General features: G+C 74.5%; 12 protein-coding genes and 1 pseudogene. 7 read left to right on the forward strand and 6 right to left on the reverse strand.

Annotated features, from left to right (window positions below; all coding sequences use genetic code 11):
* Positions 1-2 precede the first annotated feature (2 nt).
* Complete coding sequence (locus tag ACFVVA_RS11430) at positions 3-458, reverse strand: MarR family winged helix-turn-helix transcriptional regulator (protein WP_387688178.1); 456 nt, start codon at positions 456-458, stop codon at positions 3-5.
* 164 nt (positions 459-622) lie between these two features.
* Between ACFVVA_RS11430 and ACFVVA_RS11435 the strand changes: the two genes are divergently transcribed.
* From ACFVVA_RS11435 to ACFVVA_RS11445, 3 genes and pseudogenes are all read left to right on the forward strand, one after another.
* Positions 623-1,492: an alpha/beta fold hydrolase gene (locus tag ACFVVA_RS11435; RefSeq protein WP_387688180.1), complete on the forward strand. Its 870-nt coding sequence runs from the start codon at positions 623-625 to the stop codon at positions 1,490-1,492.
* 166 nt (positions 1,493-1,658) lie between these two features.
* A pseudogene (locus ACFVVA_RS11440) lies at positions 1,659-2,337 on the forward strand (transposase).
* A 277-nt stretch (positions 2,338-2,614) separates the two neighbouring features.
* On the forward strand, positions 2,615-3,388 hold the full coding sequence (locus ACFVVA_RS11445; RefSeq protein WP_387688182.1) for a hypothetical protein: 774 nt from the start codon (positions 2,615-2,617) through the stop codon (positions 3,386-3,388).
* 349 nt (positions 3,389-3,737) lie between these two features.
* Here the strand turns inward: ACFVVA_RS11445 and ACFVVA_RS11450 are convergent, their stop codons facing one another.
* Entirely contained in the window at positions 3,738-4,001 is a 264-nt protein-coding gene (locus ACFVVA_RS11450; protein WP_380546048.1) for a dsRBD fold-containing protein, read from the reverse strand.
* Between the two features lie 267 nt (positions 4,002-4,268).
* Between ACFVVA_RS11450 and ACFVVA_RS11455 the strand changes: the two genes are divergently transcribed.
* Both ACFVVA_RS11455 and ACFVVA_RS11460 read left to right on the forward strand, forming a co-directional pair.
* Positions 4,269-5,288: a DMT family transporter gene (locus ACFVVA_RS11455; RefSeq protein WP_387688184.1), complete on the forward strand. Its 1,020-nt coding sequence runs from the start codon at positions 4,269-4,271 to the stop codon at positions 5,286-5,288.
* Between the two features lie 6 nt (positions 5,289-5,294).
* Positions 5,295-5,966 carry a DUF6629 family protein gene (locus tag ACFVVA_RS11460; RefSeq protein WP_387688186.1) on the forward strand — a complete coding sequence of 224 codons (672 nt, stop codon included), beginning with the start codon at positions 5,295-5,297 and terminating at the stop codon, positions 5,964-5,966.
* Positions 5,967-6,148: 182 nt separating this feature from the next.
* Here ACFVVA_RS11460 and ACFVVA_RS11465 read toward each other — a convergent pair whose 3' ends face one another.
* Both ACFVVA_RS11465 and ACFVVA_RS11470 read right to left on the reverse strand, forming a co-directional pair.
* Positions 6,149-7,516, reverse strand: coding sequence for an MFS transporter (locus ACFVVA_RS11465; RefSeq protein WP_387688188.1), 1,368 nt, complete (start codon positions 7,514-7,516; stop codon positions 6,149-6,151).
* Positions 7,513-8,130: a helix-turn-helix domain-containing protein gene (locus tag ACFVVA_RS11470; protein ID WP_387688190.1), complete on the reverse strand. Its 618-nt coding sequence runs from the start codon at positions 8,128-8,130 to the stop codon at positions 7,513-7,515. Before ACFVVA_RS11470 ends, ACFVVA_RS11465 begins: the two co-directional genes overlap by 4 nt.
* Before the next feature lie 279 nt (positions 8,131-8,409).
* Here ACFVVA_RS11470 and ACFVVA_RS11475 point away from each other — a divergent pair, with 279 nt between their 5' ends.
* A complete protein-coding gene (locus tag ACFVVA_RS11475) occupies positions 8,410-9,135 on the forward strand; it encodes a sensor histidine kinase (RefSeq protein WP_387688192.1) in 726 nt (241 codons plus the stop codon).
* A 76-nt stretch (positions 9,136-9,211) separates the two neighbouring features.
* Positions 9,212-10,942 (forward strand): DNA polymerase/3'-5' exonuclease PolX, encoded by a 1,731-nt coding sequence (gene polX, locus ACFVVA_RS11480; protein ID WP_387688194.1) that lies wholly within the window; start codon positions 9,212-9,214, stop codon positions 10,940-10,942.
* A gap of 9 nt (positions 10,943-10,951) precedes the next feature.
* On the opposite strand, the gene ACFVVA_RS11485 is transcribed toward polX, so the two are convergent.
* Together ACFVVA_RS11485 and ACFVVA_RS11490 are read right to left on the reverse strand one after the other, a co-directional pair.
* On the reverse strand, positions 10,952-11,830 hold the full coding sequence (locus ACFVVA_RS11485; protein ID WP_387688196.1) for a carbohydrate kinase family protein: 879 nt from the start codon (positions 11,828-11,830) through the stop codon (positions 10,952-10,954).
* A 3-nt stretch (positions 11,831-11,833) separates the two neighbouring features.
* Positions 11,834-12,925, reverse strand: coding sequence for a pseudouridine-5'-phosphate glycosidase (locus ACFVVA_RS11490; protein WP_387688198.1), 1,092 nt, complete (start codon positions 12,923-12,925; stop codon positions 11,834-11,836).
* Between the last annotated feature and the right edge of the window lie 106 nt (positions 12,926-13,031).

Below are 13,031 nucleotides of genomic sequence, written 5' to 3' on the forward strand. Positions count from 1 at the left end.
GTTCACCTCTCCCTGGCGGCCGACACCACTTCGGTCACGGCCGCCAGGAAGCGCCGGGCCGTGTCCAGCTCCCCCGACTCGAACCGCCGCATCGCCGCGACCAGATCGCCGATCAGCCCGCCGAAGAAGCCCTCCCCCAGCTCCATCGCCCGCTCCTCCACCAGCAGCCGCACCCGGCGCCGGTCCTGCGGGTCGCGCTCGCGCCGGATCAGCCCGAGCCGCTCCAGCCGGTCCACCAGGCCGGTGGTGCCCGCCGAGTTCAGCCCCAGCGCCTCGCCGAGCCGGCCCGGGGTGACGACCTCCCCGGCCCTGGCCGCGTCCAGCAGGTGGATCAGCGCCCGCAGATCGGTCGGGTGCAGACCGTTGCGGGCCGCGAACTCGGCTCCGAACAGGTCGAGTTCGACCGTCAGGCCACGCAGCAGATGGACCAGCCGCATCGGCTCGGCAACCTCGGACACCCTGTCGTCCTTCCTCGGGGAGGGCATGTACGACTATTCTCTCGCTCAGCGAGATAATTGCTCAGCGAGATGCTTGTTCAGCGCTGTACGTGTTCAGCGCGATTCGTGTTCGGCGAGTGATTCAGCCGACCCGGCCGCCATCACACCACACCAGCGGAGGCCCCATGTCCGCCCGCACCGCCCCCTTCCTCGCCGCCTACGACGCCCTGCTCGCCCGCTGGCCCGTCCCGGTCGAGGCACTCACCGTCCGCACCGCCCACGGCACCACCCGGATCAACGCCTGCGGCCCCGCCGACGGCCACCCGCTCGTCCTCCTCCACGGCGGCGGCGCCACCTCCACCATGTGGTTCGCCAACGCCGGCGCCTGGGCCGAGGCCGGACACCGCGTCCTCGCCGTCGACCTCATCGGCGACCCCGGCCGCAGCATCCACGACGGCGCCGCCCTCAACGGCGTCCCCGGCCTGCTCGACTGGCTGGACGCCGTCCTCGACGGACTCGACGTCCCGCGGGCCGACCTCTGCGGCCACTCGTACGGCGGCTGGATCGCCCTGGAGTACGCCCTGCACGCCCCCACCCGGGTCGGCAGGCTCGCCCTGCTCGACCCCACCCAGTGCTTCGCCGGCTTCCGCCCCGGCTACCTGCTGCGCGCCCTCCCCCTCTTCCTGCCCCGCCGCACCCCGGGCCGCACCCGCTCCTACCTCGACTGGGAGACCGGCAACACCCCGCCCCTCGACCCCGCCTGGCGCGAGCTCTACGCCCTCGGCTACGCCGACTTCCCCGCCTCCCCCGTCGTGACCGGCCCCCGTCCCTCGCCCGAACGCCTCCGTACCCTCACCGCCCCCGTCCTCACCCTCCTCGCCGCCCACAGCCGCACCCACGACCCCCACCGCATCGCCCGGACCGCCCGCCGCACCCTCCCCGGAGCAAAGGTCGCCATCCTCCCGGGCGTCTCCCACCACAACCTCCCCATGGCCGCCGCCCAGGACCTCAACCCCCGCCTCACCGCTTTCCTCAGCCCCACCCACCAGACCTGACCACCCGCACCCACCCGCACGAGAAGTCGGCCCGCCCGACTTCTCGTGCTGCAGGGTTCGGGCACGTAAGGGACTTCGCGCAAGAGGAGCTGACAGAACGGCGTGGTGCCCATGTCTGTTCGCCTGGCGGCTCGTTGAGTGGGCCCCGGGGAAGAGAGCGCCGTGGTTGGTGTCGGATGACCTGTGGGGCCGGATCGAGCCGCTGCTGCCCGTGCGGCAGCAGCGGCTTCGCAAGACCGGCCGTCCGCCGTTGGAAAACCGGGGCTGTCTGCAGGGGATCCTGTTCGTGCTGCACACGGGCATCCAGTGGGAGTGGCTGCCGCAGGAGCTCGGCTTCGGCTCGGGCATGACCTGCTGGCGCCGACTACGGGACTGGCACGAGGCGGGGGTGTGGGACCGTCTCCACCAGGTGCTGCTGACCGAACTGCACCGCGCCGGCGGGTTGGACCGGTCCTGGCCATCGCACCGACCGGCGGCGACCGCCACGGCGTCACCCGGCTCCTGCCGCTGCTGAACGCGATCCGCCACATCCGTGACAGGACCGGTCGTCCGCGCCACCTGCCCCGGCAGCTGTTCGCCGACCGCGGCCACGACTTCGACAAGTACCGTCGCCTGCTGTGGAAGCAGGGCATCAAGCCGGTGATCGCCCACCGGGGTGTGCCGCACGGCTCCGGTCTCGGAGCCGTGCGATGGGTCGTCGAGCGGCCCAACCGCGTGGATCCACGGCTTCCTGCACCTGCGGATCCGCTGGGACATCCGCGACGATCCATGAGGCCTTCCTCAAGCTGGCCTGCTGCGTGATCACATACCGACGCGTGTCAGCTCCTCCTGCACGAACTTTCTGACACGCTCCAGGGTTCGACGGCGCCGGAAGTCGGCCAGGTCGACTTCCGGTGGGCGGGGACGACCTGGTGGCTGGGGTCGGGGGCGTTCCGGCGGGAGTGGTTGCTCGGGCGGCGGGGCCGCGAGGAGCACCGGCGGCGGGCGGGCTTTCTCGACGAGCACGGGTCCGGCGCGCGAGGGTCGCCGGCCGTCGCCGGGGGCGCGGGAGGGTTGGGCCACGAGGTGCACCGGTGGGTGTCGGACGGCCGGGGGTACGGGCGGCGTGCTCAGCGTTGCCGGATGATCGAAACCACGCGGGCCGGCGGCTGGCGGCAGGTGAGTGCGGCTCATGTGATGGCGCCCGCAGTGTTGTTCGCCATTCCGGTGTTGAAGCTCGCGTGGACGCTCGGGGGCGGGGACGCGGCGCGGGACGCGCTGCTGGCGATGGGGCCGGCGAACTGGGTGGACGTCGTCATCGGGATGTTCTTCGCCGAGCCGGTGCTGGCGGTCGTGCTGGCGGCGGTGCTCTCCTACATCAGCTATGCCTATCGGGCCGCTCACGGCGGGGCCGCCCGGCACCAGGGGCGGGCGCTGGTGGAGACGGCGGCCCGGGCGGCGATCCTGCCGGGGGCGCTCGGGGTGGTGGTCGGCGCGTTCAACGGGCTGTGGTGGGGTGTAGCGGCGGGCGCCCTGGGCTATCTGCTGCGCCTCGGTGTGGTGGCCGAGTACCGGACCGGCGCGCGTTCGGCCGTCACCGGCCACCGCACCGGGCGGCCGGCCACGGCCCTCGGGGCCCGGGCCGTCGAGGCGGTCCGGGTCGCGGCGCTGCTGCTCTCCCTGGTGGTGCTTCCGGCGTTCTCGGTCGTCGCCGCTCTCGACGGCCGTTCCTGGACGAGCGTGCTGATGTGCGACGTCGACACCGGCACCGGCCCGCAGCGCGCCCGGCTGGTCGAGCTGGACCGGCAGGCCGCGGGCGTCGTCGGCTGGGACGTCCCGGCGCACGAGGTGGTCAGCGGCACCAACTGTGCCGTCGACCCGGACGACGTCCTGCGCGCTCCCTGGTGGCGCCGGTAGGAGCGCCGACCGGATCCGCCAGTGCGGCGGCCGTCCCGAGCGCCGCGGAGGGCCGGGGCCGTGACACCGCGGGGGACGGCGGACGTGGTGTGGCGGCGCCTCCCTCGGGCCGGACCGAGGCGGAGCGCGCCTGCGTGGACGCCGTCGGCTGCGAACACCCTGTCGAGCGTGGTCGCCGAGCTGCTCGAAGCCTTCGCGACCCGGGAGGAGCGGCTCCGCTCGGCGGCGCGAATCCAGCGGCGCGACGATCCGGCGGCACGACGATCCGGCGGCACGATGGCACGCCGTTCCCGGTCCGGTAGCCGTGCACGGGCCGCCGCGGCCTACGGGGGTTCGGCTGCCGGTGGGCTCAGTAGATCAGGTACCCCGGGCGGTGCCCTTCGTCGTCGATCTCCCCGGTGGCCTGGGCCCGCAGCTTGCGGGACAGGTCCTCCAGGGCCCGGGCGGCCGCGACCTCCTCGCCGATCCTGGCGAGCGGACGGTCGTCCGCGCTCTTCACGGATTCGCCGTGCGCGCTCAGACCTGGCGCCCTGGCGCCGGTCAGCCTGGCCTCGCACGCCGTGTGCACGCCGTCTTCCTCGAAGCTGAGCTCCACGTCCCACTGGTTGTGCATGCCACACCTCCTGGCGCCGGCCCCCGTCGCGCCTGTCCGGACCGGCACGGACGGTGACCCGTGGCGGCCGCTCACACCAGCGTGCGCCTGCCCCGCCGGTGGCGGCAAGCGCTGCCGGACGGCTCGGTGCCCTCCGCGCCGCGCGCGTGTCGTGCGCCCGGCCCGGGCACCGGCCCGGCGGTAGGCTGGCGGGAGCGGCCGCGACCTCCGACCCACCTCTCGGAGCCGTCGGCGCGGCGCGGGCAGCGACAACCTGGTGGTCCCTCCGTGGCGGTCTTCCTCCTCGCTCTCAGTGCGGCCTGCTGTCTGGGGCTCGGCTTCGTCCTCCAGCAGCACGCGGCGCAGCAAGCCCCGCGCTCCGATCTGCTGCGCTGGCGGCTGCTGCTGGACCTGATGCGGATGCCGCAGTGGCTGCTCGGCACCGGGTTCATGGTCAGCGGGCTGATCCTCTCGGCGTTCGCCCTCAACCAGGGCGAGGTGTCGCTGGTCGAACCGCTGCTAGCCACCAATCTGATCTTCGCCATGGCACTGGCCCGGGTGTTGACCCGTCAGACCCTGGGCCGTTCCGGCTGGGCCGGGGTGCTGCTGCTGGCCCTCGGGGTGACGGCCTTCATCGTGGCCGGGCAACCGACCGGCGGCGGGGCGCCCGCCGGGGAGCTGCGGCACTGGCTGGTGGTCGGCACCGTGGTCGGGCTGGTCGTGCTGCTGGTCTCGCTGGCCCGGCGGCTGCCGCTGTTCGAGGAGGCGACCCTGCTGGCGCTCGCCGCCGGGCTGCTCTACGGCCTCCAGGACGCGCTGACCCGGACCACCACCCTGCGCCTCGACCACGAGGGCCTGTCCGCGGTGCTGCGCAGTTGGCAACCGTACGCGGTGGTGGTGGCGGGCGTGGTCGGGCTGCTGCTGGTGCAGAGCGCCTTCGAGGCGGCGCCGCTGCGGATGTCCCTGCCTGCTCTGACCGCCGCCCAGCCGGTGGCCGGGATCGCCTGCGCGGTCGGGTTCCTCGGGGACCGGCTGCGGGTGACCCCGGCGGCGCTGGCCTGGCAGGCCGCCGGGCTGGTCGCGATCGTGATCGGGGTGATCGTGATCGGCCGCCATCCGGCGATGCCCGGGACCGTCCGCGACACCCTGGAGAGCATCGGGGCACCGCCGGAGGACGGAGCGGAGCCGCGGGAGGGCGGGGCGGAGCAGAAGTCCGGCGGCGGGGCGGAGGGCAGTCCGGACGATGAGCCGAAGGACGAACCGACGGGCGGGTCCGCGGAGCACGACCGCCCCGGGAGCACCGGCTAGGCCCCGATGTGCTGGAGTGCGCAGGCGGACGCCGTGGCCGGTGGGCTGGTCGCGGTCGCGGGGGTGGCGTGCCTGGTCCGCGCCCACCGGGCCGGCCGGCCCGAGCGCTTGCCGCTCGCCGCGCTCCCCCTGGTCCTGGGCATGCACCAGCTGATCGAGGCGCTGGTCTGGCTCGGCACCGACGGCGGGCTGCCGGACGGCCTCGCCGGAGCGGCCCGCACCGCCTGGGCGGTGGTCGCCCTGCCGCTGCTGCCCGTCCTGGTCCCCGCCGCCGTGTGGTGCGCGACCGAGGGCCCGCGCCGACGGCTGCTCGCCGCGCTCACCCTGCTCGGTGCGGTGGTCGCCGCTCCGCTGGCCGTGGCCATCGGCTCCCACCCGGTGGGGGCGACCGTGCACGGCCACACCCTCGGCTATGCGGTGGGCATCCCGTACCCGGCTCTCCTGCTGGCCGGCTACCTCCTCGTCACCGTCGGCTCCCTGCTGGTGAGCGGCGACCGGCTGCTCGGCCGTCTCGGTCTCCTCACCGGCGCGGGCGCTGCCGCCTGCGCCCTGCTCTGGCACCTCGCCTTCGTCTCCACGTGGTGTGCCCTCGCCGCGCTGACCAGCCTGCTGCTGCTCCAGTGGGCGGGCCACCGACCGCCGGGCCGACCAGCCCCTGCCGAAGACCGGGCCCGGTAGGGCGTGTCCTGGGGGCCACCTAGGCCCTCTCTTTCGGATCACGTCGGACCAGTGGGCGTCGTTGGAGTGCGTGCATCGGCGGTGCGGAGGAGGGAGTCCATGCGGAGCATCGGCGACCGACGACAAGCCGGCGAGGTGCGTGCTCCGGCGGCGACCGCCTGGCGTGATCCGAAAGAGAGGGCCTAGGCGCAGTGCGCCGGTTCCGAGTCGTCGGCCGCGTCGGCCGCGCCGCCCGCCTGGACCGCGCTGCCCGCGTGCCCTCGGAAGCGGTCCATCTCGCGCCACTCGGGGCGCAGCCCGGCCAGGGTCGTGGTCGCGAAGTAGAGGGCTCCGCCGGCGATCAGGCCGGGTATCAGCCCGACCGTCGCGACCGCCGCACCGGCGACCAGTCCACCGAGCGGGATGCCGGCCCAGGAGAGGGAGTCGCCGAGGGCGTGGACGCGGCCCAGCAGGTGGCGGGGCACCCGTTCGAAGAGGACCGCGCCGAGGATCGGGTTGAGGAAGCCGGCGCCGAAGCCGCCGATCGCGAAGACCGTGAGCACCAGCCACATCGGCGCGTCGAGGGCGAGCACCAGGAAGCGCGGCGCGCCGCACAGCAGGAAGCCGGCGAAGAACACCGTCCGGCGGGGCAGTCGGGAGGCGACGGCCGCCGCTATCAGGCTGCCGACGACCGCGGTGGCGCCCATGACGGCCGTGGCCAGGCCGATCGCGGCCGGACCGTTGCCGGACTCGCGCGCCCAGACCGGGACGAGGACGGTGGTGAACCCGGCGTCGATCAGGTTGGTGATGCCGATCATCACGATCACGGTGAGCAGCAGCGGCTCCGAGCGCAGGAAGGTGAAGCCCTCGCGGAACATCCGCCAGTAGCCCGCGGGCTGCTCCTCGGCCGAGGGTTCGGCTGCCACGGCGGGCACCGCCGGGCGCCCCATGCCGCGCGGGAGCGCGACCGCGATGATCAGCGACCCGAGCGCGAAGGTGGCCGCGTTGACCGCCAGCCCGGCCAGCGGCCCGATCAGGGCGACCAGCCCGCCGCCGACCGCCGGACCGATGGTGGAGGCCAACCGCTCGGTGACCCCCGACAGTCCGGTGGCGCGCTCCATCGGCACCCGGGCGCGGTCGGCCGCCTCCGGGACCATGACGGACTTGGCCAGGTCCCCCGGGCCGCGCATCGCCCCGATCACCGCGACCATCACCAGCAGCGCCCAGAACGGGAGCAGCCCCCGGGCGTGCAGCAGCGGGACCAGCCCGGCCGTGACGGCACTGACCGCGTCCGTCGTCCAGGACACCACGCGCGGCCCGAGCCGGTCCACCAACGGCCCGGTCAGTGCCTTGACCGCCACGTACGGCGCCATTTCGGCGAAGGCGACCAGGCCCGTCATGGTGGCGCTGCCGGTGGTGGCCAGGACGAACCAGGGCAGGGCGATGGCCGAGACGCGCGTGCCGGTCACGGAGACGACCGTGGCGGCCAGCACCCCGGCCAGCGGGCGGAAGCTGCGCCCGGGCGCGTCGAGAGCGGCGGCACCGGTGCCGGTGGTGGTGGTGGTGGTCATGCGGTTTCCCCCTCGGTCGTGGTGGTGCTCGTGTCCGGCAGGACGTGGACGATCACGGAGACCTGCTCGGTGCCCTCCGGGACCGGCTCGCCGTGGTCGATCTGCCGGTAGCGCCGGACCACCTCGAACAGCTCGCCGGAGAGCCGCTCCGCCTCGGCGGGGGTGAGCTGGAGGACCCGGTCGCTGAGGTCCGTCACCCGGCGCCACTCGCGCGGCATGGTCTCGAAGGCGTCCAGCGCGCGCTGGGCGGTCAGGGTGTGCGCGGCCAGGACGGACCGCAGGAAGCCGGCGGCCGTGTCGAGGTCGTCGTCCGCCATGTCGTCCACCGTCCAGACGGTCAGCGGGTGGGCCGAACGCCACCAGCGCTCGCGGGCGTTGCCGCGCTCCTCGTCCTCCTCGACGAAGCCCGCGGCGGCGAGCTGGCGCAGGTGGTAGCTGGTGGCTCCGGAGTTCAGCCCCAGCTGTGCGGCGAGCCTCGTCGCCGTCGACGGGCCGTGCTTGCGCAGGAGTCCGACCAACTGCATGCGCACGGGGTGCGCCATCGCCCGCATGTTCTTGGCGGTGATGGCGATGTGCGGGTCGTCGCTGTGCTTCCAGCCGCGCTCTTCGGTCATGGCAGGAGACTAGAACCGCAAAGACTTCTTTGCAAAGGGTTTTTTGCGAAGAAGTCTTCGCGATTGCTCGACGCGCAGCAGGCCGCGCCTCCGGGACCCCGCCGGTCGGCGGGTGCCCGACCGGCCGCTCGGCGGGGGCCTCGGGGCGGACCGCGGCCCGGAGCGGGATTGTCACCCGGCCGGGCGAGGCGCAGGCTGGCAGGAAGGGCCCGGTAGTCGGCCCGTCCCGGTCGGCCGCGGATTCGATGTCGGCCGCCGGGGAGCACGAGGGGCAGGGCGATGGCACGCGGGAGGCTCTGGAGCTACGTCGCGTCGGGGGCCCGGGCGCTCGGCGCGTTCGGCGGCGCCGTCGGCGCGTTCGGCGGCGCGGGCGGCACCGGCCACCGGAGCGGGTCCGGGCGCGCGGGCGCGCCGGCGACCACCGAGGCCGAGGAGGGCCTCGGCCCGTACTCACCGGGCGTGATGGCCGCGCCCAGGTCGCTCTCCCGCACCGAGCTGGAGCGGCTGCGCTGGACCGGCCGGCAGGACGGCTGCGAGCCGACGGCCCGGCACGTCCAGGTGGCCGACCTGGTCCGCCGGGTGGTGCGCGGCGGTGGCCGGGCGGCGGCCGTCACGGTCCGGGTGGCGCCGGGGCTGCCGGTGGTGGCCGGGGACGCCTGCCGGCTGGAGACCGCCGTCGCCGGGCTGGTCGACCAGGCGATCCGGCGCAGCCCGCCGGGCGGCCGGGTGCTGGTCCGGGCCGACGTGGCGGGTGGCACGTCCGCACCGCGGGCGTCCGGACGGGCGGCGGCGACCCGCGGCCGGGTGGAGATCCGGGTCTGCGACCGGGGCTCCTCCGAGCCGAGCGGGGCGCGCGAACGGCTGACCGCCGGTGTCCGGACGGACGGCGTGGTGGGGCCCGCCCTGCACAGCCTGGTCGACGCCGCCGGTGGCCGGCTCGCGGTGGAGCCCACCCCCGGCGGCGGGCTGACCGTCGTCCTGCTGCTGACCGTCGCGTACGACTGACGGAGTACCGCGGCGTCCGGGGCCGGACCGGGGCGCGCACCCGGCGGATTCGGCCCACGAAACCTAGACTTGCCCCATGCCCCGGCTCAACGACCAGGTCAGGGAGCTGCTCCAGGAGTACGCCGACCTGATCAACATCACCGGCGGGGACGCCTTCCGGGCCCGCGCCTACGAGAAGGCCGCCCGGGCGGTCGGCGGCCACCCCGGGGACCTGGCCGGACTGGACGTCAAGGGTCTGCAGCAGATCCCCGGCGTCGGGAAGTCCACGGCCGAGAAGATCGCCGAGTACCTCGCCACCGGGACCGTCCCCGCCCTGGAGGCGCTGCGCGCCGAGATCCCGTCCGGCGTACGGGAGATGATGGCCGTCCCCAGTGTCGGGCCCAAGCGCGCCCTGGCCCTCTACCGCGACCTCGGGATCTCCTCGGTGGACGAACTCGCCGCGGCCGCCCGCGCGGAGCGGCTCGCCGACCTGCCCGGCTTCGGCGAGCGCAGCGGCGAGAAGATCCTGCACGGCATCGAGCTGATGCGGCAGTCCGGCGGCCGCACGCTGCTGGACACCGCCACCGAGCTGGCCGAGCAGCTCGTCGCCGTGCTCTCCGCCGTCCCCGGCTGCACCCGCTGCGCGTACGCGGGCTCGCTGCGCCGGATGCGCGAGACGGTGGGCGACATCGACGTGCTCGCGACCGCCGAGGACTCCGCCCCGCTGATGGCCGCGCTCACCGGCCTCCCCTCCGTCGCCGAAGTGATCGGCAGCGGGAGCACCAAGACCTCGATCCGTACCACCCAGGGCGTACAGGTGGATCTGCGGGTCCTCCCGGAGGAGGACTGGGGAGCGGCACTGGTCTACTTCACCGGCTCGAAGGCGCACAACATCAAGCTGCGCACGATGGCCGTCCGGGCCGGGCTGAAGCTCTCCGAGTACGGGCTGTTCGAGGTGGACGGCGGCGCCAAGGTGGTCTCGGAGACCGAGGACGAGGTGTACGCGGCCCTCGGACTGCCGTGGATCCCGCCGCCGCTGCGCGAGGACCGGGGCGAGATCGAGGCCGCGCTGGACGGCGGACTCCCGGACCTCGTCCAGGAGTCCGACCTGCGCGGCGACCTGCACACCCACACCGACCTGACCGACGGGCTGGCCACCCTGGAGGAGATGATCGACACCGCGGCCGCCCGCGGCTACTCCTACTTCGCCGTCACCGACCACGCCCCGGACCTGGTGATGCAGCGGATGACGGACGAGAAGATGCTCGCCCAGCGCGAGCAGCTGCGCCGACTCGCCGGCCGGCACAGGAAGTTGCGCCTGCTGCACGGCACCGAGCTGAACATCGGCCCGGACGGCGGGGTGGACTGGCCACCCGCGTTCCTGGCCGGCTTCGACGTCTGCGTGGCCTCCGTGCACTCGCACTTCACCCTGGACCGGGCCGCCCAGACCCGTCGGCTGATCCGCGCCTGCGAAAACCCGTACGTGCACGTCATCGGGCACCTCACCACCCGCCGGATCGGCCGGCGCGGGCCGATCGACGTCGACCTGGACGCGGTGTTCGAGGCCGCCGCGCGCACCGGCACCGCGATCGAGATCAACAGCTCCCCGCAGCGGCTCGACCTGCGCGACGAGGACGTCCTGCGGGCCCGGCGGCACGGCGTGCGCTTCGCGATCGACAGCGACGCCCACGCCACCGGCCAGCTCGGCTACCCGCGCTACGGCATCGGCACGGCGCAGCGCGGCTGGCTCACCGCCGAGGACGTGGTCAACACCTGGACCTGGCAGAAGCTGAAGCACTTCCTCCGCAAGGACGCGGTGCCCGGGTAGCCCCGAACGTCACTCCCCGCCGCAGGAGGCCCCGGGCGAGGCCAGCACCCGGGCCGCGCTGCGGTGCCCGAGCCCGGCCGCCCGCCCGAGGTCCCCGGTGTCCAGGAAGCCGGCCAGGAACCCCGCCGCGAAAGCGTCCCCGGCCCCGGTGAGGTCGCGCACCTCGGCCACCGGCGGCACAGGCACCATGACCAGCGGCTCACCGGGCACGTCGACGGCGGTCGCCTCGGCACCCGCCTTGGTGACCACCGTGGTGGCCGCCAGCCGGGCACGCTCCGGCCCGGGCAGACCGCCGACCAGCAGCCCGAGGAACTCCGACTCGGAGCGGTTGGCGAACACGAAGGTCGGCGCCGACTCGGCCAGCAGACAGAGGAAGCGCTCCCGTCCGAACCGCTCCAGCATGCCGGTCGAGGAGGCGTCCACCGAGGTGGTGCCGCCCGCCCTCCGGACCCGGGCGAGCGCGTCCACCGCCGTGCTGCCGACCGGCTCTCCGTCGAAGGAGTAGGCCGGCACGTGCAGGTGGGTCAGTCCGGTCAGCCACTCGTCCGGGACCCGCTCCAGCAGGGTGGCGGCGCCCCGGTCGGGCAGCATGGTCCGCTCGCCGTCCTGGTCGATCAGCACCACGACGCTGCCCGTCCGGCCGCGCCGGGAGACCCGCACGTCGACGCCGTGTCCGGCCAGTTCGGCGACCACGCCGTCCCCGACCGCGTCCTCGCCGACGCAGCCGAGGAAGCGGGCGGGGTGCTGCCCGGCGGCGAAGCGGGCGACGTTGGCCGCGCTGCCGCCGCGCCGCCGGAAGATCCGGGCGCCGGAGTCGGTGCCGTGCCGCAGCGGGCCGTCGGCCCAGACCACGATGTCCTCGACGAGGTCGCCGAGCACCCCCAGCACGGCTCAGGCCCCGGTGTCGGCGACGGCGGCCGAAGCGGCGTCACCGGCTGGGGCTACACCAGCTGCGGCGTCACCGGCTGCGGCGTCACCGGCTGCGGCGTCACCGGCTGCGGCGTCACCAGCCGCTCCCACACCCGCGCCCGCACCGTCCGCAGCGGCGTCACCCGCCCCCGCGGCCAGCGCGGTCGCGATCTCCCCGCCGAGCCGGACGTTGCCCCGGTACACCTCGACGTTGACCTCCAGGCTGCGCCCGCCGGTGTCCCGCTGGATGAAGTCGAGGAGGAACGGCGTGGAGGCGTTGCCGGTGACGCCCCGGCGCTCGGCCTCCGCCCAGGCGCGGGCGAGGATGCCGTCCAGCTCCTCGGGCGGCAGCTGCTTGGCCGGGTCGACCGGGTTGGCGATCAGGACGGCCTGCGGCAGTTCGAGCCGGTCCCGGGACTCGATGATCCTGGCGGCCTGCTCGGGCGACTCCACGCTGAAGTTGATCTCGTGGCCGGAGTCGGTGACGTAGAAGCCGGGGTACTTGCGGGTGCGGTAGCCGATGACCGGGATGTTGTAGGTCTCGAAGCGCTCCAGGGTGGCCCTGATGTCGAGGATGGACTTCACGCCGGCGCTGATCACGGTGACCGGGGTGGCGGCCAGGGTGGTCATGTCGGCCGACTCGTCGAAGCTCTCCGAGGCGCCGAAGTGCACGCCGCCGAGGCCGCCGGTGGAGAAGACCCGGATGCCCGCGCGGTGGGCGAGGAAGGCGGTGGCGGCGACGGTGGTGCCGCCGTGCCGGCCGAGCGCGGCGACCACCGGGAGGTCGCGCAGGCTCACCTTGTCCAGGCCGTCGACGGCGGACAGTTCGGTGATCTGCCCGGTGCTCAGCCCGACCGTGGGCACCCCGGCGTGCACCCCGATCGTGGCCGGGACGACGCCCGCCGCCCGCAGCTGCCGCTCGGCCTCCAGCGCGACGGCCAGGTTGCGCGGCCGCGGCAGTCCGTGGGTGAAGATGGTCGACTCCAGGGCGACCACCGGCCGGCCTTCGGCGAGGGCCCGGGCGACCTCCTCGGAGACCTGGACGGCGGGGGCGGTGGGGCGAAGTCCGGTCATGATGCGAACTCTCTGTGAGGCTGCCACTGCGGTGGGGCAACGTGCTGCCCAGCGTATGGACGGCTCGCATCGGAATCCAGAATGAGTCCTGAGGTTTCCGATAGTC

The sequence above is a fragment of the Kitasatospora sp. NPDC058048 genome (assembly GCF_042885555.1).
Classification (GTDB): domain Bacteria; phylum Actinomycetota; class Actinomycetes; order Streptomycetales; family Streptomycetaceae; genus Kitasatospora; species Kitasatospora lactacystinica.

What these genes read in the sequence shown, in the direction of transcription:
- ACFVVA_RS11435 (WP_387688180.1), top strand. Translation starts at nt 623, where the DNA reads ATGTCCGCCCGCACCGCCCCCTTCCTCGCCGCCTACGACGCCCTGCTC.
- ACFVVA_RS11445 (WP_387688182.1), top strand. Translation starts at nt 2,615, where the DNA reads ATGATCGAAACCACGCGGGCCGGCGGCTGGCGGCAGGTGAGTGCGGCT.
- ACFVVA_RS11450 (WP_380546048.1), bottom strand. Translation starts at nt 4,001, where the DNA reads ATGCACAACCAGTGGGACGTGGAGCTCAGCTTCGAGGAAGACGGCGTG.
- ACFVVA_RS11460 (WP_387688186.1), top strand. Translation starts at nt 5,295, where the DNA reads ATGTGCTGGAGTGCGCAGGCGGACGCCGTGGCCGGTGGGCTGGTCGCG.
- ACFVVA_RS11465 (WP_387688188.1), bottom strand. Translation starts at nt 7,516, where the DNA reads ATGACCACCACCACCACCACCGGCACCGGTGCCGCCGCTCTCGACGCG.
- ACFVVA_RS11470 (WP_387688190.1), bottom strand. Translation starts at nt 8,130, where the DNA reads ATGACCGAAGAGCGCGGCTGGAAGCACAGCGACGACCCGCACATCGCC.
- ACFVVA_RS11475 (WP_387688192.1), top strand. Translation starts at nt 8,410, where the DNA reads ATGGCACGCGGGAGGCTCTGGAGCTACGTCGCGTCGGGGGCCCGGGCG.
- polX (WP_387688194.1), top strand. Translation starts at nt 9,212, where the DNA reads ATGCCCCGGCTCAACGACCAGGTCAGGGAGCTGCTCCAGGAGTACGCC.
- ACFVVA_RS11490 (WP_387688198.1), bottom strand. Translation starts at nt 12,925, where the DNA reads ATGACCGGACTTCGCCCCACCGCCCCCGCCGTCCAGGTCTCCGAGGAG.